At 71.5% G+C, this 23111-nt stretch carries 17 protein-coding genes, 1 tRNA gene and 4 pseudogenes; 9 read left to right on the forward strand and 13 right to left on the reverse strand.

Annotated elements, in window-relative coordinates; translation table 11 throughout:
• Positions 1-86: 86 nt before the first annotated feature.
• The 3 genes from cysS to M1O15_RS24785 all read left to right on the forward strand — a co-directional run bounded on the left by cysS (position 87) and on the right by M1O15_RS24785 (position 4474).
• On the forward strand, positions 87-1496 hold the full coding sequence (gene cysS, locus M1O15_RS24775; RefSeq protein ID WP_248636372.1) for a cysteine--tRNA ligase: 1410 nt from the start codon (positions 87-89) through the stop codon (positions 1494-1496).
• A 148-nt stretch (positions 1497-1644) separates the two neighbouring features.
• A complete protein-coding gene (gene rlmB, locus M1O15_RS24780; RefSeq protein WP_248636373.1) occupies positions 1645-2595 on the forward strand; it encodes a 23S rRNA (guanosine(2251)-2'-O)-methyltransferase RlmB in 951 nt (316 codons plus the stop codon).
• Between the two features lie 103 nt (positions 2596-2698).
• The gene (locus M1O15_RS24785) at positions 2699-4474 is read left to right on the forward strand and encodes a DoxX family protein (protein ID WP_248636374.1); all 1776 of its coding nucleotides are present in this window, start codon (positions 2699-2701) and stop codon (positions 4472-4474) included.
• 75 nt (positions 4475-4549) lie between these two features.
• Here M1O15_RS24785 and M1O15_RS24790 read toward each other — a convergent pair whose 3' ends face one another.
• From M1O15_RS24790 to M1O15_RS24800, 3 genes are all read right to left on the reverse strand, one after another.
• Positions 4550-5296, reverse strand: coding sequence for a nucleotidyltransferase family protein (locus M1O15_RS24790; protein WP_248636375.1), 747 nt, complete (start codon positions 5294-5296; stop codon positions 4550-4552).
• 115 nt (positions 5297-5411) lie between these two features.
• A complete protein-coding gene (locus tag M1O15_RS24795) occupies positions 5412-5828 on the reverse strand; it encodes a hypothetical protein (RefSeq protein WP_248636376.1) in 417 nt (138 codons plus the stop codon).
• Positions 5829-6071: 243 nt separating this feature from the next.
• Complete coding sequence (locus M1O15_RS24800; RefSeq protein WP_248636377.1) at positions 6072-7214, reverse strand: ABC transporter ATP-binding protein; 1143 nt, start codon at positions 7212-7214, stop codon at positions 6072-6074.
• Positions 7215-7436: 222 nt separating this feature from the next.
• Here M1O15_RS24800 and M1O15_RS24805 point away from each other — a divergent pair.
• Positions 7437-7510 (forward strand) — tRNA-Thr (locus M1O15_RS24805).
• 90 nt (positions 7511-7600) lie between these two features.
• Here the strand turns inward: M1O15_RS24805 and M1O15_RS24810 are convergent.
• The 3 genes and pseudogenes from M1O15_RS24810 to M1O15_RS24820 all read right to left on the reverse strand — a co-directional run.
• A pseudogene (locus tag M1O15_RS24810) lies at positions 7601-7744 on the reverse strand (site-specific integrase); the annotation flags it as partial.
• Between the two features lie 43 nt (positions 7745-7787).
• The gene (locus M1O15_RS24815) at positions 7788-8264 is read right to left on the reverse strand and encodes a hypothetical protein (RefSeq protein WP_248636378.1); all 477 of its coding nucleotides are present in this window, start codon (positions 8262-8264) and stop codon (positions 7788-7790) included.
• Positions 8261-8947, reverse strand: coding sequence for a hypothetical protein (locus M1O15_RS24820; RefSeq protein ID WP_248636379.1), 687 nt, complete (start codon positions 8945-8947; stop codon positions 8261-8263). Before M1O15_RS24820 ends, M1O15_RS24815 begins: the two co-directional genes overlap by 4 nt.
• Before the next feature lie 916 nt (positions 8948-9863).
• On the opposite strand from M1O15_RS24820, the pseudogene M1O15_RS24830 reads away from it, so the two are divergent.
• Positions 9864-11122, forward strand: a pseudogene (locus tag M1O15_RS24830) (NsdA family TPR-like regulatory protein); the annotation flags it as partial.
• On the opposite strand, the pseudogene M1O15_RS24835 reads toward M1O15_RS24830, so the two are convergent.
• Positions 11115-11489 (reverse strand): annotated as a pseudogene (locus tag M1O15_RS24835) (NUDIX hydrolase); the annotation flags it as partial. The pseudogenes M1O15_RS24830 and M1O15_RS24835 overlap by 8 nt on opposite strands.
• A gap of 188 nt (positions 11490-11677) precedes the next feature.
• Between M1O15_RS24835 and M1O15_RS24840 the strand changes: the two are divergent.
• Positions 11678-12037, forward strand: a complete 360-nt coding sequence (locus M1O15_RS24840) for a hypothetical protein (protein WP_248636381.1) — start codon at positions 11678-11680, stop codon at positions 12035-12037.
• A gap of 18 nt (positions 12038-12055) precedes the next feature.
• Here the strand turns inward: M1O15_RS24840 and M1O15_RS24845 are convergent, their stop codons facing one another.
• The 4 genes and pseudogenes from M1O15_RS24845 to M1O15_RS24860 all read right to left on the reverse strand — a co-directional run bounded on the left by M1O15_RS24845 (position 12056) and on the right by M1O15_RS24860 (position 15170).
• Complete coding sequence (locus M1O15_RS24845; protein WP_248636382.1) at positions 12056-12280, reverse strand: hypothetical protein; 225 nt, start codon at positions 12278-12280, stop codon at positions 12056-12058.
• A gap of 153 nt (positions 12281-12433) precedes the next feature.
• On the reverse strand, positions 12434-12892 hold the full coding sequence (locus M1O15_RS24850; protein WP_248636383.1) for a hypothetical protein: 459 nt from the start codon (positions 12890-12892) through the stop codon (positions 12434-12436).
• A gap of 73 nt (positions 12893-12965) precedes the next feature.
• Positions 12966-14775, reverse strand: a pseudogene (locus tag M1O15_RS24855) (alpha/beta hydrolase).
• A gap of 8 nt (positions 14776-14783) precedes the next feature.
• Positions 14784-15170: a hypothetical protein gene (locus tag M1O15_RS24860; protein ID WP_248636384.1), complete on the reverse strand. Its 387-nt coding sequence runs from the start codon at positions 15168-15170 to the stop codon at positions 14784-14786.
• Between the two features lie 206 nt (positions 15171-15376).
• Here M1O15_RS24860 and M1O15_RS24865 point away from each other — a divergent pair, with 206 nt between their 5' ends.
• Both M1O15_RS24865 and M1O15_RS24870 read left to right on the forward strand, forming a co-directional pair.
• On the forward strand, positions 15377-16279 hold the full coding sequence (locus tag M1O15_RS24865) for an MBL fold metallo-hydrolase (RefSeq protein WP_248636385.1): 903 nt from the start codon (positions 15377-15379) through the stop codon (positions 16277-16279).
• 193 nt (positions 16280-16472) lie between these two features.
• Positions 16473-17807, forward strand: a complete 1335-nt coding sequence (locus M1O15_RS24870; RefSeq protein ID WP_248636386.1) for a M64 family metallopeptidase — start codon at positions 16473-16475, stop codon at positions 17805-17807.
• A 106-nt stretch (positions 17808-17913) separates the two neighbouring features.
• On the opposite strand, the gene M1O15_RS24875 is transcribed toward M1O15_RS24870, so the two are convergent.
• Entirely contained in the window at positions 17914-19332 is a 1419-nt protein-coding gene (locus M1O15_RS24875) for a helix-turn-helix domain-containing protein (protein WP_248636387.1), read from the reverse strand.
• Positions 19333-19531: 199 nt separating this feature from the next.
• Here M1O15_RS24875 and M1O15_RS24880 point away from each other — a divergent pair, with 199 nt between their 5' ends.
• The gene (locus M1O15_RS24880) at positions 19532-21646 is read left to right on the forward strand and encodes a restriction endonuclease (RefSeq protein ID WP_248636388.1); all 2115 of its coding nucleotides are present in this window, start codon (positions 19532-19534) and stop codon (positions 21644-21646) included.
• A 40-nt stretch (positions 21647-21686) separates the two neighbouring features.
• On the opposite strand, the gene M1O15_RS24885 is transcribed toward M1O15_RS24880, so the two are convergent.
• Entirely contained in the window at positions 21687-23075 is a 1389-nt protein-coding gene (locus M1O15_RS24885; RefSeq protein ID WP_248636389.1) for an NAD(P)/FAD-dependent oxidoreductase, read from the reverse strand.
• Positions 23076-23111: the final 36 nt, after the last annotated feature.

Genomic DNA, 23111 nt, shown 5'->3' on the forward strand with positions numbered 1-23111 from the left:
TCCCCGGAGGACCGGGTCGCGGACCCGTTACCACGGAACCGCGAAACCGGGGCGGGGCACTGCCGGGGGCCCACTACCCTGGGAGGGTGACTATTCGCCTGTACGACACCAGCGCCCGGCAGATCCGCGACTTCGCCCCGCTCACGCCGGGCTGTGTCTCGATCTACCTCTGTGGTGCCACCGTGCAGGCCGCACCGCACATCGGGCACATCCGCTCGGGGCTGAACTTCGACATCATGCGCCGCTGGTTCGCGTACCGCGGCTATGACGTCACCTTCATCCGCAACGTCACCGACATCGACGACAAGATCATCCAGAAGTCGGCCGACCAGGGCCGCCCGTGGTGGGCCATCGGCTACGAGAACGAGCGCGCGTTCAACAACGGCTACGACGCGCTCGGCTGCCTGCCGCCCAGCTACGAGCCGCGCGCCACCGGCCATATGACCGAGATGGTCGAGATGATGCGCGGGCTGATCGAGCGCGGCCACGCCTACGAGGCCGAGGGCAACGTCTACTTCGACGTCCGCTCCTTCCCCGGCTACCTGGAGCTGTCCCGGCAGGACCTGGACGACCTGCGCCAGCCCTCCGCCGACGGCGAGACCGGCAAGCGCGACCCGCGGGACTTCGCCCTGTGGAAGGCCGCCAAGCCCGGCGAGCCGTCCTGGGAGACCCCCTGGGGCCGCGGCCGCCCCGGCTGGCACCTGGAGTGCTCGGCGATGGCCCACAAGTACCTGGGACCCGTCTTCGACGTCCACGGCGGCGGGCTCGACCTGATCTTCCCGCACCACGAGAACGAGATCGCGCAGGCCAAGGCGTACGGCGACGAGTTCGCCCGGTACTGGGTGCACAACGCCTGGGTCACCATGAGCGGCGAGAAGATGTCCAAGTCGCTCGGCAACTCCGTCCTGGTCTCCGAGATGGTCAAGCAGTGGCGGCCCATCGTGCTCCGCTACTACCTGGGCACCCCGCACTACCGCTCCATGATCGAGTACAGCCCGGAGGCGCTGGCCGAGGCCGAGTCGGCGTTCGCCCGGATCGAGGGCTTCGTCCAGCGGGTGGTGGAGAAGGCCGGCCGGGTGATCGAGCCGGCCGCCGAGGTGCCGCTCGCCTTCGCCGAGGCGATGGACGACGACTTCGGCGTGCCGCAGGCGCTCGCCGTCATCCACACCACCGTCCGCCAGGGCAACAGCGCGCTGTCCGCCGACGACAAGGAGGGCGCCGCCGCCCGCCTCGCCGAGGTCCGCGCCATGCTCGGCGTGCTCGGCCTGGACCCCCTCGACCCGCACTGGGCCGGCGAGTCCGGGGGCGCCGGCGAGGACCTGCACGGGGTGGTCGACACCCTGGTCCGGATGGTGCTGGACCAGCGGGAGGCCGCCCGCGCCCGCAAGGACTGGGCCACCGCCGACGCGCTGCGCGACCAGCTCGGCCAGTCGGGGCTGACCATCGAGGACAGCCCGGAAGGCCCGCGCTGGACCCTCGGCGGCGCCGCCCGCTGACCTCCCGGCCGCCGCCCGCTCCAGCGGCGCGGCACACTTGTCGTACGCGGTACCGCGTCCGTACGCGTCGCCGCACCCGTACGCGCGCGGGGCCCGCACCCCTTTCGCGTACCCCACACGCCACACCACGTCACGAAGCAGGTAAGTCATGGCCGGGAACAGCCAGCGCAGGAACCGCCGCACGTCCAACAAGAAGGGCGCGCAGGTCGGCAGCGGTGGCCAGCGTCGCCGGGGCCTGGAGGGCAAGGGCCCCACGCCGCCCGCCTCCGCGCGCAAGGGCCACGTCAAGAACCGCGCCGCCAACGCCAAGGCCAAGCAGGCCCAGCGCCGCCCGGTCGTCCGGCGCGGCGGCAAGGGCCAGTCCGAGATGGTCGTCGGCCGCAACCCGGTCTTCGAGGCGCTGCGCGACGGCGTGCCCGCCTCCACCCTCTACGTGCAGCAGTTCATCGACAACGACGAGCGGGTGCGCGACGCGCTCAAGCTCGCGGCGGACCGCGGCGGCATCAACCTGATGGAGGCCCCGCGCGCCGAGCTGGACCGGATGACCAACGGGCTGAACCACCAGGGCCTGGTGCTGAGCGTCCCGGCCTACGAGTACGCGCACCCCGAGGACCTGGCCGCGGCCGCCTTCGACGAGGGCGAGGACCCGCTGATCGTCGCCCTGGACGGGGTCACCGACCCGCGCAACCTCGGCGCCGTCGTCCGCTCCGTGTCGGCCTTCGGCGGCCACGGCGTGGTCGTCCCCGAGCGGCGCGCCGCCGGGATGACCGCGGGCGCCTGGAAGACCTCCGCCGGCACCGCCGCCCGCACCCCGGTGGCCCGCGCCACCAACCTGACCCGGGCCCTGGAGGCGTACCAGAAGGCCGGGCTGACCGTGGTCGGCCTGGCCGCGGACGGCGAGGCCGAGGTGGGCGACCTGGAGGCGCTGGGCGGCCCCGTGGTCATCGTGGTCGGCAGCGAGGGCAAGGGCCTGTCCCGGCTGGTCGGCGAGACCTGCGACATCCGGGTCCGCATCCCGATGCCGGGCGGCGCCGAGTCGCTCAACGCCGGTGTCGCGGCCGGTGTGGTGCTGTACGAGGCGGCCCGCCGCCGCGTCTGACGGCGCCGCCGTCCGGTAGCCCGGCCGGGCGTACATGATCTTGACGGGTCTCGGACATTCCGCGGCCGTCAAGCAGTGTCCTATCGCCGCATCACTCGGTTAGATGAGTGTGGACACCAGAACGCCCCGGCCCGGGTTCGACGACCAGCCTGCGCTGAGCATGGTCAAGGTGGATTGCGATCCCGCGCAGGTCATCGTGAACCACGCCAGCTTCCGTGTGAGGCTCGCCCCGGCGCAGCAGCCCCGGTACACGGCGAACCCCACCCGGGTGCCCGCCTTCGGCGCGGGCGCCAAGCCCGTGCCCCGGGCCGGGGCACCCGCCCGCCGGCGTGCGCCGGTGGTGTGGAGCGGCAAGTCCTCACCCGGCGACCCGGGCGCCACCGGCCTCCTCCAGGCCGTCCGCCAGACCGCCGCCGTGCCGGCCGCCGCCGGCGCGCTCCGGGACACCGGTGCCATCGGGACCGTGGACGCCGGCTCCACCCAGCTGATCCCCCGGGTGGACCTCACCGGCGACACCATGCCCAACCCGGTGGTCGCCCCCCGCCGCAGCCCGGACGCCGGGCCGATCCTGCCCCCCATGCGGCGGGCGGTCGGCGCCTACGACGAGCGCCCCGCCGAGACCACCGCCTTCCCCGGCTACGGCGGCCCCTCCGGTCACGGCGACGACCGGTACGGCTACGAGGACCACCGCTCCGCCGACGTCCGCGAGGACGCCGACATCGACGGCCCCGCCACCGGCGCCCTCCCGGCCGCCTCCCACCGCCACGCCTACTACCCCGGCCGCCGGATGAACCTCGGGGTGGTCCTGCTCCCGCTCCGGGTCTTCCTCGGCTTCATCTCCATCTACGCCGGGATGGGCAAGCTCTGCGACCCCGTCTACTTCGACGGCGGCGAGCGGGGCTCCATGGTCACCTGGCTGACCTCGCTGCACCCCTGGCCGCTCGCCGAGCCGCTGCGGGACTTCGCCCTGGCCCACCCGGTCGGCGCGGGCCTCACCGTGGCGTTCGCCCAGGTGATCGTGGGTGTGCTCACCGTGCTCGGCCTCTGGCAGCGGGTCGCCGCGGTCTTCGGCGCCCTGCTCTCGGCCGCGCTGATCCTGACCGTCAGCTGGAAGTCGGTGCCGGTCTACGAGGCCCCGGACTTCATCTTCCTGGCCGCCTGGTCGCCGCTGCTGATCGCGGGCGCCCCGGTGTACTCGCTGGACGGCCGGCTGGCCGGCGAGGCCTGGCGCACCCTCGGCCCGCGCTCCGACCTGCGCGACCTGCGCCGCCGGGTGCTGCGCCGGGGCGGGATCATCGCCGCCGTGGTCGTCGGGCTCACCCTGCTGGTCGGCTCGGTGCTCGGCGGCGCGGTCCGCTCCACCCAGATGGTCACCGTGCCCGGCCCGGACGGCGACCCGATCAACCACCTGCCCGGCCAGGTGCTGCCCCGCGAGCGCCAGCAGCAGCGCTCCTCCTCCACCTCCCCCGAGTCGGCCACCCGCAGCCCCGAGCCGTCCGCCTCCACCGCCGGCCCCGCGGGCACCTCGGCCGAGGACCGCACCGCCACCCCGACCGAGGAGGCCGCCCCCGAGGCCGAGCAGGGCGTGGACGAGCAGCCGGCCGCCACCCAGGGCACCGGCCAGGAGGCCCCCGAGCAGTCCGAGCCGGTCCCGCCCCCGTCCTCCAGCGCCGGCCCCAGCTCCAGCGGCGGCGGCGACGAGGCCCCCTCCTACGACGGCGGCTCCTCCGGCGGCAGCGGCGGCAGCGAGGAGAACACCTCCTCCACCGGCGGCGGCACCGACGGCGGCTCCTCCTCCACCGGTGGCTCCTCCTCCACCAGCGGCGGCTCCAGCGGCAGCGGCGGCAACCGCAACCCTCTGGGCGGCCTGCTCGGCTGAGCCGCTCTCTCCCCCCGCAGGGGCGCCGCCCGTGGATCGATCCACGGGCGGCGCCCCTCTCCGTCTCCCAAGTCCCTATCGGCCGCCCAGCTCCCTCCCCGCCTCCCTCAGGTCCTTCGCCGTGTCGATGGCGCGCCAGTACGCGCCCTGAGGCAACGGGAAGCCGGCGAGCCGCCGTTCACGGGCGAGCCGGGGGAAGGTGGTGCGCTCGTGGTCCCCGGTGTCGGGCAGCAGCGCGGCGAACTCCGCGGCGAAGACGTACACCCCGGCGTTGATCAGATACGGGGACGGGGGCGCCTCGACGAAGTCCGTGATGTGCCCGAAGGCGTCCGTCTCCACGGCCCCCCACGGGATACGGGGCCGGGCCAGGGCCAAGGTCGCGAGGGCGTCCCGCTCGGCGTGGAAGGCGGCCATCTCGCGCAGCGGGAAGCGGGTCCAGATGTCCCCGTTGGTGGCGTACCAGGGCTCCTCGGGGTGCGGCAGCCGGGCCGCCGCGTACTTCAGCCCGCCGCCCCGCCCCAGCGGCTCCTCCTCCACCACGGTGCTGACCCGCAGCGGCAGTTCCGCCGTCTCCAGCCACGCCTGCAGCACACCGGCCAGATGCCCGCAGGAGACCACGGCGTCCGTCACGCCCTCCTGGGCCAGCCAGGCAAGCTGAAAGCCGATGATCGGGGTCCCGGTGCCCGGGATCTCGACCATCGGCTTGGGTCGGTCGTCGGTGTAGGGGCGCAGCCGCGAGCCCTGCCCGCCCGCCAGCACAACGGCCTGCGTCGGGCCCTGCGCCGCCCCGGAGGCGGTACGGGGCGTGGGTGAGGTGTCCATGGGCCGCACCCTAGGCGCGCTGACGCCCAGGCGGCGTGCCAACGGCCGCGCGGCGCGGGCGCGGTGGGGGTGCCACGGGGCGGGGCGGGCGCGGCGCGGCTGGGCCCGACCGCCCTCAGCCAGTGTGGGCGACGCCGGAGGCGAAGGAGGTGTCGCAGACCGGGCGGGAGTAGGTCTGGGCGCGCACCGGGCCGTAGTGCTCGACGGCGGCGCGGCCGAGGGCCTTGGCGATCGACATGCAGTGCTTGGCGAGCGACGGACGCTCCTCGACCTCGCGCTGGAGGCTGGTGAGGGCGAAGCCCGGGTCCTTCTGCTGGAGCTCGACGAGGAGCTTGTCCCGGAGCACGTCCTGCGGCGCGCGGCTCTTGGCGGCCGGGACGGAGACGTTCTCCGAGGAGGCGGTGAGCATCTGCGTCCCGGCGGTGTTGCCGGCCCACGGGACACTGGCGACCGCGAGGGTCCCGGAGAGCACCAGGACGACGGGCAGGACGAAGGCGAGGGAACGGCCGATACGGCGTGCGCTGTGGGTCACGGACGTGAGCGTAGCGGCCGGTAGTGATTTGGAGACATTTAGTCACCCCCACGAGGGATGGTTCGATGCTCCTTTTCGAATGGAGAGTTGACGCGGCTGCCCGAATTGACCACTGTGCCGGGGTATTTGTCCCCAAAGATGATCATGTGAACCACGGCCTGAGCGCGTCCCCTCCGCCCGACGCACGGACGGCCCCGTACCCGAAGTACGAGGCCGTCCAGGAGCGTTGATCACTCAGCCAAGTCAGACGTCCGAGAGCCGCTCACCGGTGGAGGTCGAGAAGACGTGCATCTCGTCCGAGCGGGGCACCACGTGGAGCACGGAGCCCTTCTCCGGGATGGCGCGGCCGCCGACACGGACCACCAGGTCCTTGTGGTCCTCGCCACCGACCCGCGCGGAGCCGTAGACGTACCCGTCGGCGCCGAGCTCCTCGACCACGTTCACCGTGAGGGCCACACCGGCCGGGTCGGCCGCGTCGTCCTTGCGCAGCGAGGCGCCGGCGATGCCGCCGTGCTCGACCACGTCGAAGTGCTCGGGGCGGACGCCCACGGTCACCGTCTTGTCCCCCCGGTCGGCGGCCGCCGCCAGCGCGTCCCGCGACACCCTGACGACACTGTTGCCGAACTTCACCCCGCCGTCGGTGATCGGCACCTCGACCAGGTTCATCGCGGGGGAGCCGATGAAGCCGGCGACGAACAGGTTCGCCGGGCGGTCGTACATGTTGCGCGGGGTGTCCACCTGCTGGAGCAGCCCGTCCTTGAGGACGGCGACCCGGTCGCCCATGGTCAGCGCCTCGACCTGGTCGTGGGTGACGTACACGGTGGTGATCCCGAGGCGGCGCTGCAGCGAGGCGATCTGCGTACGCGTCGACACGCGCAGCTTGGCGTCGAGGTTCGACAGCGGCTCGTCCATCAGGAACACCTGCGGCTCACGCACGATGGCGCGGCCCATCGCGACCCGCTGGCGCTGACCGCCGGAGAGCGCCTTCGGCTTGCGGTCCAGGTACTCGGTGAGGTCGAGGATCTTCGCCGCCTCCTCGACCTTCGCCCGGATCTCCGTCTTGTTGACCCCGGCGATCTTGAGCGCGAAGCCCATGTTGTCGGCGACGGTCATGTGCGGGTACAGCGCGTAGTTCTGGAACACCATCGCGATGTCCCGGTCCTTCGGCGGCAGGTGGGTGACATCGCGGTCACCGATGCGGATGGCGCCGCCGTTGACGTCCTCCAACCCGGCGAGCATGCGCAGCGAGGTGGACTTGCCGCAGCCGGACGGACCGACCAGGACGAGGAACTCCCCGTCCGCGATCTCGATCTCCAGCTGGTCGACGGCGGGCTTGGTGCCGCCCGGGTAGAGCCGGGTCGCCTTGTCGAACGTGACAGAAGCCATGGTGATGCGGTCCCTTCACCGGCAGGAACGTGCCGGACGATCCGAGTAAAGGAAGGAAGCCCCCTGTTTCGAGGGTGAGGAGTGCCCTCCCCTCTCTCCCAGGGGTCTAGTCCACGTCGCGGACTGCCGTGACGGTACCCCGCCCGCCCCCTCCTGTCAGCCCTCCTCTACCCCCGTAATCCCGACCGTGACCCCTCCGTGTCCGGCTACACTCACCCCAGCGCCTCCTTAGCTCAGCTGGCCAGAGCACCGCTCTTGTAAAGCGGGGGTCGTCGGTTCGAACCCGACAGGGGGCTCGATCCCTACCAGGGTGAACGCCCCCGCGGTCTCGGACCGCGGGGGCGTTGAGGTAGTTCTTGACGGCAGTCCCGCTCAGCGACGCCGTTTCAGCAGGCAGCCATAGCCTCCCAGCGGTGGTTGTCGCTGACGTGGGTGTCGACGTTCATGGTCACCGCGATCTGCGAGTGGCCGAGGATCTCCCTGACGGTGCGGGGCGCGACGCCGGCGGCGAACAGCAGGGACGCGCAGCCGGAAAGCATTCGGCCAATTACTCATGTACTACGCTGAAAGTCCCTAGACCGCGCTCCCTGCGGTTGGTGGGGCTGGGGGGATGCCGCCTGCGGCCGCCGGTGGGGAACCGGCTTGAGGCGGCACCGTTGGAGCGGTGTTGGCAGCCATGGCGTTCACCTGACGGGCAAAGCTGCTCATGGCCTTGAAATCCGGCATTTTGCGCAGAACGAATATGGCTGCGATCGAGCTCGCTGGCATACCTACCAGCAGAACGGCGTAACCGGATTCCCCCTTTTTCACCATCTCAAATGCCAACAAGGTGAATCCGAGAATGAGCCCGGCGGCGGCGAGTTGGCCGACCAGCACTTGAAGCATCTTGCCGATCGCCTCTAGCCGTTGCGCCCGATAGTCGGTGGTCAGGGTACGCAGTACGATTCGCAGGTTCTTCTTATTCGCTACTTCTAAGTGCTTGATCATTTCAAGTAGCTGCCCGGCCAGGTGGGAGTCTGCAGCGGCGTAGGACTCCGAGCGGTCGTTCAAGCGCTCTTCTCCTGCAGGTCTGAGACCATCAAGGTGAGTGTCTGCTTCACTGGGTGGCTGGGATCGACGCTCTGCATGACCCGGCGTGCCGTGTCATGGTGGTGGTCGGCGTCTGCCGTTCCGTCACGGAGGCCGGATGCCTGTCCGTACTCTGCCACGATCTGCATAAGCAGAGTGAGCGCCGCAGTTGGATCCGTCTGACTCTTGCGTACGAGCCGGTTGACCGTGAGGTCTTCGACCCGTTCGTCCGCCAAGGAGTGCAGAGTCGCGTACAACTCACTGTTGCGACGCATCCTTCGATCCAGGGAGAATCTAAGGGCGGCAAGAAAGAAGGCGACCGCGACCAGGGAAAATGCCGAGACCAAGCCGATGACCAGGATTGGCCAACGTGTATCGGCGGCGAGGGCGACCGCGGCAAGGCCAGCTGACACGGCGGCGGACACGAAGCTACCCATCACGGCAGCGAGGCGTAATGAGGAAAGTCGCTTATGCGCCTTGCTGTCCGCAGGCCCCTTTGCCTCCGGCATGGTGCTGGTGATAGCGCTCAGCAGGGCGTTGAGCTCCTCTAGCCTGCCATTGAGGTCGCCTGAGCACCCCTCGCTCACATAGTGCGTTGGAGGCGAAGCGCCTGTGGGGGCTAAGACGCTCAGCACGCCGGCCCGTACGTTCTTCTTCCACGCCATGTGGCCCCCAGCTGACAGCACGGTGGCGCACCGAAGGCGCGCCATGCACCTAATCAACCCGTACCCCTAGAGAACGGGCAACAAACACCCACAGCACCCACTTTGGTGCTCGGCTGTGATGTGTGTCACAGCCTAAGTGGCATTGTAGTAGGGCGTGCCTCGTCGCGTAGGCGTTTTGGGCAAGGAGCGAGGCCGTTCCGCATGCGTTTCCTGGGCGTGTGATCCGGGGACGGGGCCCGGTGGGTGTTTCACCGGGGGAACGGCCGGCGTCCGGGGTCCCGGGTGCCACCCCTTCCACGTGAGTGACGCAGCGTATCTGCGTCTACGTGGTCAAGCTGGGCAGGTCGCCGTGTTCCGTCCACGTGTGTGGCGCGGCATGCCGAGCGAACAGACTGCACCCCTTCCCGTCCGCCCCTGGTTCCGCCGTCGGACAGTCCGCTAGCACCGCCGGCGCCACCTGTCCGTCCCCCCGCCACCGGAGCCAGAGCGCCGTCCCGTACTCCTGCTCATCGTCCAGCAGCCCGAAGTGCTCCCCGTCGCCATGCGCCCCCAGCTGGCACTGGACGCTGCGGTCCACGTCCCCCGCCCCCGACCGCTCCCGCGCCTCCCGCATCAGGTCGAGCGGCACCCGCCGCGTCCGCGTGCACCGCATCACGGCACCCTCCGCACGGAGGTGAGGGAGTGGAGCCGCCGCCGCTCGACATACCGCGCACCCGCAGGGCGGGAAGACGGTGGGGCTGACGGGTAGGGGGGTGTCCTCGTCCACACGCACTTCGGTGGGCGTCCCCCAGGTGCGTCCGGAGTCGCGCGAGATCCGCGGACGGCGAAGAAGGGCCAACGGGTACGCAACCTGGGTAACATCACGAACGGTTGGCAGTGAACAGCGTTAGGTAGCTTCAGCGCCGGCGAGTGGCCGATGCCCCAGCCGTCCCGTCCGCGGGGACTTCCCCTCGAACTGCTCAGTGACCCGATGATGGTCGAGGCATGCCGGGTCAAGGACTTCGGCCGCATCTTCCAGTTGGCCAAGCACCGGGCCGGTGTCTATCCATCCATGATCGCTCGGTGCTGTGACCTCATCCCGAGCCGCGTCGGGGAGGTGATGGCCGGACGTCGCCAGCTTCTCCACATGGACGTGGTCGAGCGGATCGCGGACGGTCTGCGAATCCCCGGGCACATGCTCGGGCTGGCCCGGCGTGACTGGGAGCCCCCGCAGACTCCAAGCGGGTCCCTCGGAGAACAACACCGGCCTCGCTCGTCCAGTGCAGCGGCCGCGTTTCCGGGCGCCGGACTGGACGACGTCCTCACCCTGGTAGCGGAGCGCGACCTCACCGCGTCCACCCTGATCGCGCTGCACTCCGCCATAACGGACTACTGGCGCCGCGACGACGAACACGGCGGTGAGACCTTACGGCCGGCCCTCCTGGACCACCTGCGCTACGTCTTGGCCCTGCTGCACGAGCGGCCCTCCCCGGCCATCCGCAATGGCCTGCACGGCGTGGCGGCCGAGTTGGCGCGCCTCACCGGATGGACCTACTTCGACGCCCGCCGGCATTCCCATGCGCGGGGCACCGCACCAAAGCCCTCGGACTGGCGAAGGCCATCGATGACAGCCTGTTCGTCGCCAATGTGCTTGCGTGTATGAGCCTTCAGGCCACCTACCAGGACAAGTCCGCCGATGCTCTGGCACTCGTCCGCGTGGCACAGGACCAAGCGGAGATGTCCTCGATGGCGACTCCCCGCCTCACAGCCATGCTCGCCGTGCGTAAGGCCTTCGCCCATGCGAGTCTCGGTAACCGCAGCGCCGCTCACTCGGCGATCTCGGCAGCCCACGCCTCCTTCGATCGGGTCAGCGTCCACGACCCCGATCCGACCTGGGTGGCGTACTTCAACGAGCCGAAGCTGATCGCGGACACCGGCATCGTGCACGGCCAGCTCGGCGAGGTGGCCCTGGCCGAGCCGCTGATCGCGGACGCCCTGCGCCGCGAGCCATCGGCACACCATCGCAGCCGTGCCTTCCATGCCTTCTGGCTGGCCCGCGTCCAGCTCCGGCGGGGAGGTCTCGACCAGGCATGCCATACGGCTGCCGTAGCCCTCGTACCAGCCGGAGGGGTGGACTCACCACGCCTCACCGGCCATCTGCTGGAGCTGTACGAGGAGCTGCGGCCCTTCCACAGGCGCGGAAGACATGGTGCTGGGAGTCGGTGATGCCGTTGGCCGGCTCGGCGTAGATGAGCGGCTTCATCGGGCCGGGTCGCCAGCCGGTCTCCTCCAGCACCTCGCGGGCGGCGGCCTCGCCGGGCGTCTCGCCCACCTCGACCAGACCCATGGGCAACTCCCACGCCCAGGCATCCGTGATGAAGCGGTGCCGCCACATCATCAGCACCTCGCGACGGTCGTTGACGACGGCGGCCACGGCCAGGTGCCGGAGCTTGAGCACATGGTGCTCCCACCGGCACCCGTCCGGCTGCTCGACCTCCGTCAGCCAGACGTTCACCCAGGGGTTCTCGTAGATCTGTCGTTCCCCGTGGATCTTCCACCGCATCGCCGCAGCCCCTCTCGATCGTTCTCAGGATCGCGGAACGACCGCCGACGGTGGCCTCGTTGGAGTCATTTACGTCAGAAGGACGAAATCGGCTCGGGCGAGCTCATAGACTCCCCGCGCTGCCCAGCGGTTCGGGCAGCCGAGCCGAAGCCGTCGCGCCATGTGCGCCGAGATGAAGAGGGATGGCCATGTCGCAGACCGAGGGTGCACGACTGTTCCGCGAGGCTTGGATCGACGGCGTCCGCCGCCACCTCCCCGGCGAGCCGAAGGCCGGGTACATCACGCCCTGGGGCGACACCCCGCAGTGGGAGCGCGAGGCCGCGGGCGCGGTCTACGAGCAGGTCCGCCAGTTCGTCGCCGTGAGCGGCGGCACCACGGCCCGGCTCAGCCGCGAGCAGAAGGGCCGCTTCGTGGCCATCTGCTGGATCGCTCAGATGTACAAGCACTTCGGCGACCCGAAGCCGGGGTATGTGGCCGACTGGGCAGAGCTGCCCGGGTGGCAACAGGAGACGGACGCGGACATCTTCGAGGCCATCGAGAGGACCTGAAGAGGCCAGCCGGCGTGTTCACCGGTTCCAGACCACCTGCTGGAACTCCTCGGCGGGGACGGCCTCCAGTAGATCCGCTTCAGGCTCGATCGCCTGGTCCGTGAGGAAGCCGTGCTCGTCCGCCAGGTGCTTCCAGCTGTACTGGTAGGAGTCGGCCGGTGGAGGTGAGCTCGGCTTGCCTGATGACGACCAGCTCGCCGCGGTCGGGTACGGCCTCGACGTACCAGAGGCCGCCCTCCTCATCAGCGTGCCGGAAGTGGTGCCGCTGAGTGGCGCCTTGGGCGAGGGCGCGAATGTACGTCGCGGTCTCCGCTTCGATGCGCTCCAGGTCGACCACGGGACCGTCGTGGCAGCCGGCCGGAGGTGTCCGCAGTGCTCCAGCCGCCCCGGTCGCCCTCAGAAGCGCTCGACCTTCTGGCCGTCGGGGACCTGGTAGCAGCCGCTGGTGACGAAGAGGTTCAGCTTCGGGGGGTCCTCGTTGGCCCAGTGGGTGATCTCGACGCTGTACTTCTTCCGGTCGTTGTCGGCGACCAGGGTGACGCTTCGGTTCTTGCTGGTATTGGGACCGTAGGAGACGATCTTCCAGCCGTGCTTGGGCATCTCCTCCTTGAGCCGCTCCATCACGCCGGTGAGTTCGTCGGGGCTCTTGGGGGTGAAGGTCCACGGGTGGAAGACCGTGAAGTACTTCTCCGCGTCCTTGTCCGAGCACTCCGATACGCCGGGACCCGTGTTGGTCGCCTTGCCCTGGAGGCCGATGAGGTCGTAGAGCTCGCTGGAGACCTTCTCCGCCTGGTCGGCGGCGGCATCGGTGGTGGCGGTGCCCGCGGAGGGGAGGGAGTCTTCGGTGTTGGTCATGCTGCATCCGATGAGGGTCGTGAGGGCGAGGGACACGAAGAGTGCGAACGCACCTGGCCTGGCTTTCATCTGACTAACGCACTCCTGGTGTGGGGTTCGGCGGCGGCTTCAGGTGCACCTCATCCTGCTTGCCTGCGACGACCAGGCCCTGGTTCTTCAGGCTCCTGGTGTTCTCCTTCCAGTAGTCGCTGTGGCCCGAGGTGTCCGTGGTCATCTGGTTGGCGCCGAAGCGCTCGTCACTGGGGTTCGTCCACGGGCCGTCCCAGTCGGTTCCACCGTGTCCGAACCGGCCGACGTCCGGGACGATGTCCCCGTCCGCCTCCTGGTTCCAGACGTGGGCCCTTGGGCACGTCCAGCTGCTCCGCCTTGGGCACCTGCACGCCAGGGCTGCCGGCGAGGACCACGTCGTCCGCGTTCAGGTCCCCCTGCCGGGCCGCCGAACCGATCACGGTGGTGCCGTACGAATGGCCGATCGCCGTGCGGTGCGGGTCCGTGTCGGATGTGCGCGAGGCGTCGAGGCCGTCGAGGAAGCGGTTGTAGGCCGGTGCGCCGTCATCGGCGTAGTGGCTGAACGGCGAGTCCTTCACGATGTCCTGCGGGGCGTCGTAACCGAGCCAGGTGATCGTGGAGACGGAGCCGTTGTTCGCGCCCTCGGCCGCCCGCCAGACGTTCTCCATCCGGTTGATGTCGCCGTTGATGCTGCTCAGGTTGGACTTGGTGCCGGGTACGAAGACGGCCTGGTGATCGGCCGTGTCCGGGTTGCCGTTGGCGACGATCGCCCGGCCATTGCCCTCGGCGCTGAAGCCGAGCAGATAGGCCTCGGGAAGGCCCCGCTCACCTGACCGGTCGATCCGGGCCTGGATGGCGTTCATGCCCCTCAGAGAGTTGTTGAGCCGCTCGTAACGATCGTTGTACGCGCGGTGCCACTCCATGTACTCGTCCGTGTGCACCCTGACCGGGGCGCGGCCCGTGGTGACCCACGTCCATTCGTTGCGGGGTGGCTCGGGAATCGAGGCCAGTTCCAGCTGGTACTGGCCTCGCCTCTCCGCGAGCACCGTCCGGTTCGCCTCGTCGCGCACGGTGGCGGGCAGGCCGTCGAGGGCCCCCGTGGCCGCGGGCCGGAGTGACAGCCATGCCTCCTGCTGCTCGGCAGTGAGCCCCTTCCACCAGGCGGCGTTGTCCTTCGGGGTGCCGTCCTTGGGCGGCTGGGGGAGCGAGTCGCGGTAGGCCGCGCCCGCCTGCTCGACCCCGGCCATGTCCGACTGCGCGTCGGCCCAGTCCGCGTCAGACACCATCAGGTCGTCGTCGGCCTTCAGCGCCCGCAGCTTCGGCGCCCACTTCGCGTCCGCGTCCGAAGCCTCCCTGAGCGCGTCGGCGATCCGGTTGGCGAACTCGATCGCCTTGCCGTAGTTCGGGTTGGGGTGGATGTTGATCGCCTGGCGCTCGATGGCGTCCGACGTGGCGGTGCCCCCGGCGCTGCCGGTCACCGTGCCGCCTTCGGCGGCCTTCTCCGCGCCGGGCTTCGCACCCGCCGGGAAGGCCACCGATCCGTCCGGATTCACCGTGCATCCGGCGGCTTGGGCGTCGGCGAGCGCCACGTCCAGCCGCCGCTTGGCCGCCCCGACGTCGAAGGCGAACGCGTTCAGCGCCGTGCTCACCAGACCGCACTCGACCTGCGTGTAGTGGAAGTTGCCCGATAGGCTCTTCAGTTCGTCCAGGGCGGTGCTCGCCGCCTCGCCTTGCAGCCGGGCGCTGACGCCCATGGAGATCCGGCCGTCGAGGGTGTCCTTGGCCGTGCGCGCCATGTCGGCGACGGCCCGGTAGCCGTCCGCCGCCTCCTCGTACTCGGACTGCCGGAAGGCTTGCAGGGTCTTGATGTCCATGACCGCGCTCACTTCGCCTTCGCGCCGCCGCCGACGGGCTCGGTGTCCCCGTATCGCGCGGTGATCGCGTCCAGCTCCTGCTTGACCGACTCGTCGGTCTTCGCCAGGTCGTGCCCGGCCCGCCGGAGGAGACCGCCCAGCGCGTCACAGCGGCCGCTCACGTCCCCGACGTACTTCTTCCAGGAGGCGTACAGCTCCTTCTGCGCGGCCGCGCTCGCGATCCCGCCGGTGTCGCCCAGCCCGGCCTGCCCGGAGTCCAGCTTCGTGAGCGAGGAGGCGATGCCCTCCTTCAGGCCGATCACACCCGACCCGGCCTCCGCCCATGCCTTCTTGTCCGTCTTCAGGTCCTCGGAGAACCCGCCGCCCGGCCCGGCCGCGGCCTGGTTCAAGCTCATCGACGTCGGCTCGCGCCCCGCCGCCTCGCTCTTGAGCCGTTCCCACTCGTCCCACGGCACTGCTGAACCCCCCTTTGTCCACCGGGCCACGCTATCGCCCGGACACGGCGTGATGATCTCAGACGTTCCGTCAACGCGTGAGCCGGTCAACCGCGGCGCGCGGAGAGCTATCAGACGGAAGGGAACGACGAGAGGGAGTGGTGGAGATGGGTGGCCAGGCGGTAGGCGGGAGCGGGGCGGCTTGGGCGGTGGGGGATGTGGTGGTTCATCGGGTGGATGAGCTGCTGCTGGCGGAGGGGACGGGGGCCTGGTTGCTGCCGGGGGCCACGCCGGAGGTGGTGGGGCGGGAGGAGTGGTTGCGGCCGGACTTCGCGGATGCGGAGGGGGTGTTGCGGCTGGCCAGCCATAGCTTCGCGTTCGAGGTGGGCGGGGTGAAGGTGGTGGTGGACACCGGGATCGGGAACGGGAAGGAGCGGGCCAATCCGGCGTGGCACGGGCTGCGGACGGACTACCTGGAGCGGTTGGCGGCGGTGGGGTTCGCGCCGGAGTCGGTGGATGTGGTGGTGCTGACGCATCTGCATGCTGATCATGTGGGGTGGAACACCACGATCACCGAAGAGGGTTGGGTGCCTACGTTTCCGAATGCGCGGTATGTGGTGTCGCGGGTGGAGCGGGAGTTCTGGGCCGGGTACGCGATGGACGAGGCGCGGCGGCAGATGTTCCGGGACTCGGTGGAGCCGGTGGAGCGGGCGGGGCTGATGGACGCGGTGGAGGTGGGGGCCCAGGGGCGTGAGCTGGTGCCGGGGGTGCGGTTGGTGCCGACGCCCGGACATACGCCGGGGCATGTGGCGGTGCGGGTCGACGGGGATGGTGGGGCGGGGGCGGTGATCACGGGGGACTGTGTGCACCATCCGGTGCAGCTCGTCCGGCCGGGGATCGGGTCGTGTGTGGACATCGATCCGGAGGCGGCGGAGGAGACGCGGCGGGCGCTGCTCGGGGAGCTGGCCGGGACCGGGACGCTGCTGCTGGGGACCCATTTCGCGCCGCCCACGGGTGGGCTGGTGGTGCGGGAGGGGGAGGGGTACCGGCTGGTGGCCGGTGAGAGGTAGGGGCGTTCAACTCCTTGCGGTGGGAGACGGGTTGCCCTAGGTTGAGCGCCCAGTTAAGCGACCGTGTCAATCGACTTAAGTCGGTAGTTGAGTCGCGGGCCGCCGCTGCACCCCGCGCCGCCGGATCCCCCCGGCGCACCGCTCCCCCGGTGCGCCGGCCGGTGGCCTCCCCCACGCCAAGGAGTCCGTTTCCATGAGCAGATACCCAGATCGGGGCGCCCTGGTGGCGCCCGCCCGCCCGATGTCCCGCAGCCGGAGGCTGATGACGGCCGCGGTGGCCGGGGCGTTGACCGTCGGCGCGCTGGGCCTCGCGGCCTCGCGGGTGGAGGCGGCCCCCGCCGGAGTGGAGAGCCCGGCGGGGGTGGTAGGGACGGAGCATCGGGAGGTGTTCTCGCCGGACGGGTCCATACGGACGGTCGAGATACCCGTGCAGCGCGAAGCGGCGCCGGACGCGCGGTCGTCGAGGGCAGCGGCGGCGGCCACCGTGGAGCCGGTGGAGGTGAACGGGCCCAGCAGCAGCAAGGTGGACCTGGTCTTCGTCGGTGACGGCTACACCTCGGCGCAGATCGCCACCTACCGCGGGCATGTGAAGTCCAAGGTGAACGAGCTGTTCGCGGTCGAGCCGTTCAAGAGCTACCGCTCGATGTTCAACGTCTGGCAGGTCAACGTGGTCTCCCGGGAGTCCGGGGTGGACGACGACCCGACCCAGGGCGTCCGCCGGGACACCGCGCTGGACATGAACTACTACTGCGGCGGCATGGCCCGGCTGCTGTGCGTCAACGAGGCCAAGGCCGCGCAGTACGCGGCGGCCGCGCCGCAGGTGGACCAGGTCGTCGCCCTCGCCAACAGCACCACCTACGGCGGCGCCGGCGGCACGGCGGCCACCGCGGCCGGCGGCAACGCCCAGGCCGGGCAGATCATGGTCCACGAACTGGGCCACTCGCTGGGCGGGTTGGCCGACGAGTACGACAGCCCGGGCCGCTACCAGGGTGGCGAGCCGTCCGAGCCGAACGTCTCGGTCTACCCGCAGGCCACCATGAAGCAGTACAAGCTGAAGTGGCACCGCTGGCTCGGCCAGCCCACCCCGGACGGCGGGACGATCGGCACCTTCGAGGGCGCCAAGTACGCCACCCAGGGGATCTACCGGCCCAGCCAGAACTCGATCATGCGGACGCTGGGCAGGGAGTTCAACGCCCCGGGGCGGGAGACCATGATCGCGGCGTTCTACCGGAAGGCGGGGGTCGCGCAGAAGGCGGCCACCACCAAGGGCTCGTCCGGTGGGCAGCGGCTGGGCGTGGAGGCGCAGCGGCCGGAGGGTGCGGCGCTGACGGTGAAGTGGGCGATCGACGGCAAGCCGTACGCCCACAAGGGCTCCTGGCTGGACACCTCGCGGCTGCCCAAGGGGCTGCTGAAGGGGAAGGGCGCCCACAAGGTTACGGCGACGGTCGTCGACCGGACCCCGTGGGTGCGCGACCCGGCGCTGAAGGCCGACCTCACCCGCACCCTCACCTGGACCGTGCGCCGGTAGGGGTAGGGACGAGGGGACGGGCGGATGGGCCGCCGGCTGAGGAGGGCCGGCGGCCCATCCGCGTACGCCCGGGGCTTGGCGTACGCGCGGGGGCACCCGGGTCGGCTCAGACCGGGGGTTCCTGCGGGGCGGGGCCCAGGGTGGTGGCGCCGGTGGCGGCGTAGCGGGTGAGGCCGCTGCGGTAGACGGTGATCGCCTCCTCCGTACGGCCGGTGCGGTGCAGCAGATCGCCCAGCAGCCGGCAGAGGTCGGCCATGTCGCCGGCGGCCCCGGCCGGGCGCAGCAGGTCCAGGGCGTGCCGGTAGGACCGTTCGGCGCCGGTGTCGTCGCCCCGGTCCTCGGCCAGCAGCCCGAGCAGCCGGTGCGCGCCGCCCGCGTGGACGGCGCCGTGCTCGGGGCCGAGCCGCTCCAGCAGCCCGGTGAGCAGTTCGGCGGCCTCCTCGGCCCGGCCCCGGCGGCGCAGCACATCGCCGAGCTCCACGCCCACCTGGGTGGCGAACAGCTCGGCGCGGCGCTCGACCAGGATGGTGTGCGCGGTGCGCAACTCCGTCTCCGCACGGTCCAGTTCGCCGACCTGGGCGTGGACATAGCCGCGCATCCAGTGGCAGTGGGCCAGCTCGGTGCGGATCTGGAGCCGGCGGTACATCTCCTGGGCCCGGACCAGGTGGTCGGCGGCCTCCTCGGTGCGGCCCTCGGCGATCAGGGTGCGGGCCACCCCCCGGTGCATCCGGGCCACCAGCGCCGGGTCCTCGATCCGGGGCACCAGGGAGAGCGCGAGGTTCGCGGCCTGGGCGGCCCGGGTGTGCGCGCCCATGTCCATGTACGGGGCGATCACCGCCGTGTAGAGCAGGACCAGCGCCTCGGGGTCGGGCAGACCGGAGGCGTTCAGCCGGTCGATGGCTGTCTCCAGCAGATAGCAGGCGTACCGCAGGTCGCCCGCCAGGAGGTGGGCGGTGGCCCGGCCGCGCAGGGCCGGCACCCGGTGGTGCAGCGGCGCCTCGGCGAGGACCTCCTCGCAGGAGCGGAAGAGCTCGATGGCACGCTGGAGGTCGCCGGTCTCCAGGGCGCAGTCGCCGAGTCCCAGCAGGGCCGCCGCCTCCTCGTCGGGCAGGTCCAGCCGTACGGCGTCGGCGCGGACCGCCTCGAAGAGCGCCCGCGCCTGGTGGGCGTCCCCGGTGGCCAGTTCCCGGCGGGCGTCGGTGGCGCGCAGCCGCACCTCGCCGACCAGCCGGGCGGAGCGCCCGGTGGCCAGTTCGTCCAGGCCGACACCGAGCTTGGCGGCGATATGCCGCAGCGCCGCCTCGGAGGGGCGGACCTTTCCCGCTTCCAGGGTGGAGATGTAGCCGGCCGTGTAGTTGGGCTCGGCCACCTGCCGCTGGGTGAGGCCGCGCTCCCGCCGCAGCCGCCGTACCCGCTCGCCCAACTCGGGGTCGGGAGAGGGGGAAGGGGAGGGGGAGGAGGTCGGGGAGGGGGCGGGGTCAGGGCCGGGTTCGGGTTCGGGGTCGGGGGCCGCTCGGTCGGTCATGGGGTCATGATCGCTCAGGGGCGACCCGAAGGCAGCCCGTCGGAGCGGTCGCGTTCGCGCAGCAAGACGCAGCAAGACGCAGGATGACGGGGAGTTTCGGCCGGAAGTCTCCCTCGGGGGTGGATCGTCCGGGACACTTGATACTTCAACGGGCGGTAGTGCGCGGGGAGTACGGCGGGAGCAGGGGAGGGGTGCGTCGATGGGGCGTCGTGCCAGTGGGCTGATCGCGACCTGGGCGGAGGCGCAGCGGCAGACGCAGCGCCAGCGGGAGGCCGAGCAGCGGGAGACCGCGCGGCTGTACCGGGAGGCCGAGCGGCGGCAGCGGGCGTACGAGCGGGATGTGAACCGGATGCAGCGGGAGCAGCGGGACGCGTACCGCAGGCAGCGGGAGGCGGAAGCGCTGCGGGCGACCGGGGAGTTGGAGGACCGGGTACGGGAGCTGGAGGGCTTGCTGGCCGCCGGGTGCGCCGGGAGGGCGTTCGGGGTGGCGGCGCTGCGGCGGCCGGAGGCGGTGGAGCCGTTCGCGCCCGGGGCGCTGGCCCGGCCGGTGCCGGAGCCGGACCTCGGGGCGTATCTGGCGGGCGCGGGGCGCTGGCCGCACCAGCAGACCGAGGCGCGGGCGCGCTTCGAGCGGGACTGGGCGGCGGCCAGTGCGGCCGAGGAGCAGCGGCGCCGCCAACTCGCCTCGTACCGGGCCCAGTACGACAGCTGGGCGGCGGGCCGGCTGGCGGAGATACGGGAGCACAACGCCTCCATCGCGGAGATGGACCGGGCCCTGCGGGCGGGCGAGCCGGACACCGTGGTCGAGTACTTCTCGGCGGCGCTGTACGCGTCGGAGTGCTGGCCGGAGGGGTTCCCGCGCCGGCTGACGGCCGCGTACGACCGGGGCGCCCGGCAGCTGGTGGTGGAGTGGGAGCTGCCCGGCTTCGAGGTGGTGCCCGAGCACCGGATGGTGCGCTATCTGATCAACGCGGACCAGCACAAGGAGGTGCCCCGGCCGGTCACCCAGCGCCGGGCGCTGTACCGGGACGTGCTGGCGCAGAGTGTGCTGCTGGCACTGCGGGAGCTGTTCGCCGCCGACGAGGCGGGGGTGCTCGACTCGGTGGTGCTGAGCGGCTTCACCGACGGGCCCGATCCGGCGACCGGGCGCCCGGCGCGGGTGGTGCTGGCGACGGCGGCGGTGGAGCGGGCGGCCTTCGCCGGGATACGGATGGAGCTGGTCAGCGCGGTGGAGTGCCTGACCGGTGCCCTGGGCGGGCGGCTGTCGGCCAAGCCGGACGCGCGGACCCCGGTACGGGCGGTGCGCACCCCGGGCCAGGTCGGCACCGGGGTCGTCTCGCACGGCGGCGGCGAGGAACCGGACCTGCTGGCGATGGACCCGGTGGAGTTCGAGCACCTGGTGGCCGAGCTGTTCCGGGCGCGCGGCCTCCAGGCGGTGACCACCCGGCGGTCCAACGACGGCGGGGTGGACGTGGAGGCGGTCGACCCCGACCCGCTGAGCGGCGGCTCGATCCTGGTGCAGGTCAAGCGGTACCGGAACACCGTCCCGCCCAGCGCGGTACGGGACCTGTACGGCACCGTGCAGGGGGCGGGCGCCAACAAGGGCGTGCTGGTGACAACCTCCGGCTTCGGCCCCGGTTCGTACGCCTTCGCCGAGGGCAAGCCGCTCACCCTGGTCTCGGGCGCGGAGCTGGTGGACCTGCTGCACCGGCACGGGCTGCGGGGGCGGTTGGGGACTGGCACTCCGGAGCCGGCCCGGCCGCAGGAGGCCTCCGGGGACGGGAACGGAGACAGGGGCGGGGACAGGGACGGGGACTTCAATGTGCTGGGGATGGCGTGGACCGGGGCGGTGGCGGTGGATGTGTGCGCGCTGGTCTGCGCCGGCTCCCGGGCGCTGAGCGAGGAGCACTTCGTCTTCTACAACAACCCGGCCACCCCGGAGGGGGCGGTGCGGATGCTGCCCCGGCGGGCCGACCGGGGGAGTGCGCGGGGCGGTGACCGGGCGGCGGTACGGGTGGAGTTCGACGCCCTGCCGGCCGGCGCCGACCGGCTGGTGCTGGCGGCGGCCGTGGACCTGGAGGCGGACCCGGGCGCCGACCTGGGCGGGTTCGCCGAGGCGGCGATCCTGCTGCGGGACGCGGGCGGGGAGGAGCTGGAGCGGCTGGCGGTGTCGGACGGGCGCCCCGGCGAGACGGCCCTGGTGCTCGGGTCGTTCCGCCGCCGGGGCGGGGACTGGTCCTTCGTCCTGGGCGGGCGCGGCTACCGGGGCGGGCTGGCGGAGCTGGTGGGGGACTTCGGGATCGAGGTGGCGTGAGCCTCCGTGTGCCCGTTGACGGACTCCGGCATGGTGCGGCTCACCGGCCCGAGATGCGGTCGGCGAGGGTGGCGATGCGGTCGGTGGCCGTGGAGCGGGCGGCGGACTCGCGGCGGTCGGCGGCCCGGTAGGCGGCGTACAGGGTGTGCACCCCGAGCCAGCGCAGCGGCTCCGGCTCCCAGGTGCGCACCTGGTGGTCGACCCAGGGCAGGGTGGTCAGCTCGGTGGGGCCGGCCTGGCCGGAGTCCTGCTGGATGAGGTCGCGCAGGGTGCGGGCGGCGAGGTTGGCGGTGGCGACACCGGAGCCGACGTAGCCACCCGCCCAGCCCAGCCCGGTCGAGCGGTCCAGGGTGACCGTGGCGCACCAGTCGCGGGGCACGCCGAGGACGCCTGACCACGCGTGCTCGACGGCGGCGCCCGCCAGGCGGGGGAAGAGGCGGATCAGGATCTCGCGCAGGGCGAGCACGGTCGCCGGCTGCGTACGGCCGTCGTTGTCGGTGCGCGAGCCGTAGCGGTACGGCACACCCCGGCCGCCGATCGCGATCCGGTCGTCGGCGGTGCGCTGGGCGTACATATAGGCGTGCGCCATGTCGCCGAGGGTCTCCCGGCCGTTCCAGCCGATCGCGTCCCACACCTCGGCGGGCAGCGGCTCGGTGACGATCATGGAGGAGTTCATCGGGAGCCAGGTCCGCTTGAGCCCCTTGAGGGTGGGCGTGAACCCCTCGGTGCAGCGCAGTACGTAGGGGGCGCGGACCGTGCCGTAGGGGGTGACGGCGTGCTTGGGCTTGATCTCGGTGACCGGGGTCGACTCGTGGATGGTGACGCCGAGGGCCTCCACGGCGGCCGACAGCCCCTGCACCAGCTTCACCGGGTGGATACGCGCCCCGTGCGGCGTCCAGCTCGACCCGACGGCGCCCGCCACCCGGATCCGCTCGGCGGTCTCCCGAGCCCCGAACAGCAGCCGGTCGGTCTCGCCGAAGGCCAGCTCCACGGAGTGGAAGTCGCGCAGCCGGGCGAGCTGGGCCGGGGTGTACGCCACTTCGAGGACGCCGCCCTGGTGGATGTCGGCGTCGATGCCCTCCTCGGCGGCGACCGTGATCACCTCGCCGACGGTGTCGTTCATCGCCCGCTGGAGCCGCTGCGCCGCCTCATGCCCGTGCGCCCTGGCGTAGCGGTCGCGGCCGGCGATGCCGTTGTAGAGCCAGCCGCCGTTGCGGCCGGAGGCCCCGTACCCGCAGAACGCCGCCTCCAGGACGGTGATGTTGAGGAAGGGCACGGCCTTCTTCAGGTAGTACGCGGTCCACAGTCCGGTGTACCCGCCGCCGACGATGCAGACGTCGGCCGTGGCGTCGCCGGGCAGCGGCTCCCGGGGCACGGGCGCGCCCTGCTGTGCGTACCAGAACGATATGCCGCCGTTGACGGTGTTCATATCAGGGCCTTGTTCATATGGGGGACTCGCGATCCT

The sequence above is a fragment of the Streptomyces lichenis genome, from assembly GCF_023218175.1.
Taxonomy (GTDB): domain Bacteria; phylum Actinomycetota; class Actinomycetes; order Streptomycetales; family Streptomycetaceae; genus Streptomyces; species Streptomyces lichenis.

Excerpts from the sequence above, each read along its gene's own strand:
- rlmB (WP_248636373.1), top strand. The coding sequence starts at position 1,645 with ATGGCCGGGAACAGCCAGCGCAGGAACCGCCGCACGTCCAACAAGAAG.
- M1O15_RS24785 (WP_248636374.1), top strand. The coding sequence starts at position 2,699 with ATGAGTGTGGACACCAGAACGCCCCGGCCCGGGTTCGACGACCAGCCT.
- M1O15_RS24790 (WP_248636375.1), bottom strand. The coding sequence starts at position 5,296 with ATGGACACCTCACCCACGCCCCGTACCGCCTCCGGGGCGGCGCAGGGC.
- M1O15_RS24800 (WP_248636377.1), bottom strand. The coding sequence starts at position 7,214 with ATGGCTTCTGTCACGTTCGACAAGGCGACCCGGCTCTACCCGGGCGGC.
- M1O15_RS24820 (WP_248636379.1), bottom strand. The coding sequence starts at position 8,947 with ATGGCGTGGAAGAAGAACGTACGGGCCGGCGTGCTGAGCGTCTTAGCC.
- M1O15_RS24840 (WP_248636381.1), top strand. The coding sequence starts at position 11,678 with ATGTCGCAGACCGAGGGTGCACGACTGTTCCGCGAGGCTTGGATCGAC.
- M1O15_RS24845 (WP_248636382.1), bottom strand. The coding sequence starts at position 12,280 with ATGAGGAGGGCGGCCTCTGGTACGTCGAGGCCGTACCCGACCGCGGCG.
- M1O15_RS24850 (WP_248636383.1), bottom strand. The coding sequence starts at position 12,892 with ATGACCAACACCGAAGACTCCCTCCCCTCCGCGGGCACCGCCACCACC.
- M1O15_RS24860 (WP_248636384.1), bottom strand. The coding sequence starts at position 15,170 with ATGAGCTTGAACCAGGCCGCGGCCGGGCCGGGCGGCGGGTTCTCCGAG.
- M1O15_RS24865 (WP_248636385.1), top strand. The coding sequence starts at position 15,377 with ATGGGTGGCCAGGCGGTAGGCGGGAGCGGGGCGGCTTGGGCGGTGGGG.
- M1O15_RS24870 (WP_248636386.1), top strand. The coding sequence starts at position 16,473 with ATGAGCAGATACCCAGATCGGGGCGCCCTGGTGGCGCCCGCCCGCCCG.
- M1O15_RS24875 (WP_248636387.1), bottom strand. The coding sequence starts at position 19,332 with ATGACCGACCGAGCGGCCCCCGACCCCGAACCCGAACCCGGCCCTGAC.
- M1O15_RS24880 (WP_248636388.1), top strand. The coding sequence starts at position 19,532 with ATGGGGCGTCGTGCCAGTGGGCTGATCGCGACCTGGGCGGAGGCGCAG.
- M1O15_RS24885 (WP_248636389.1), bottom strand. The coding sequence starts at position 23,075 with ATGAACACCGTCAACGGCGGCATATCGTTCTGGTACGCACAGCAGGGC.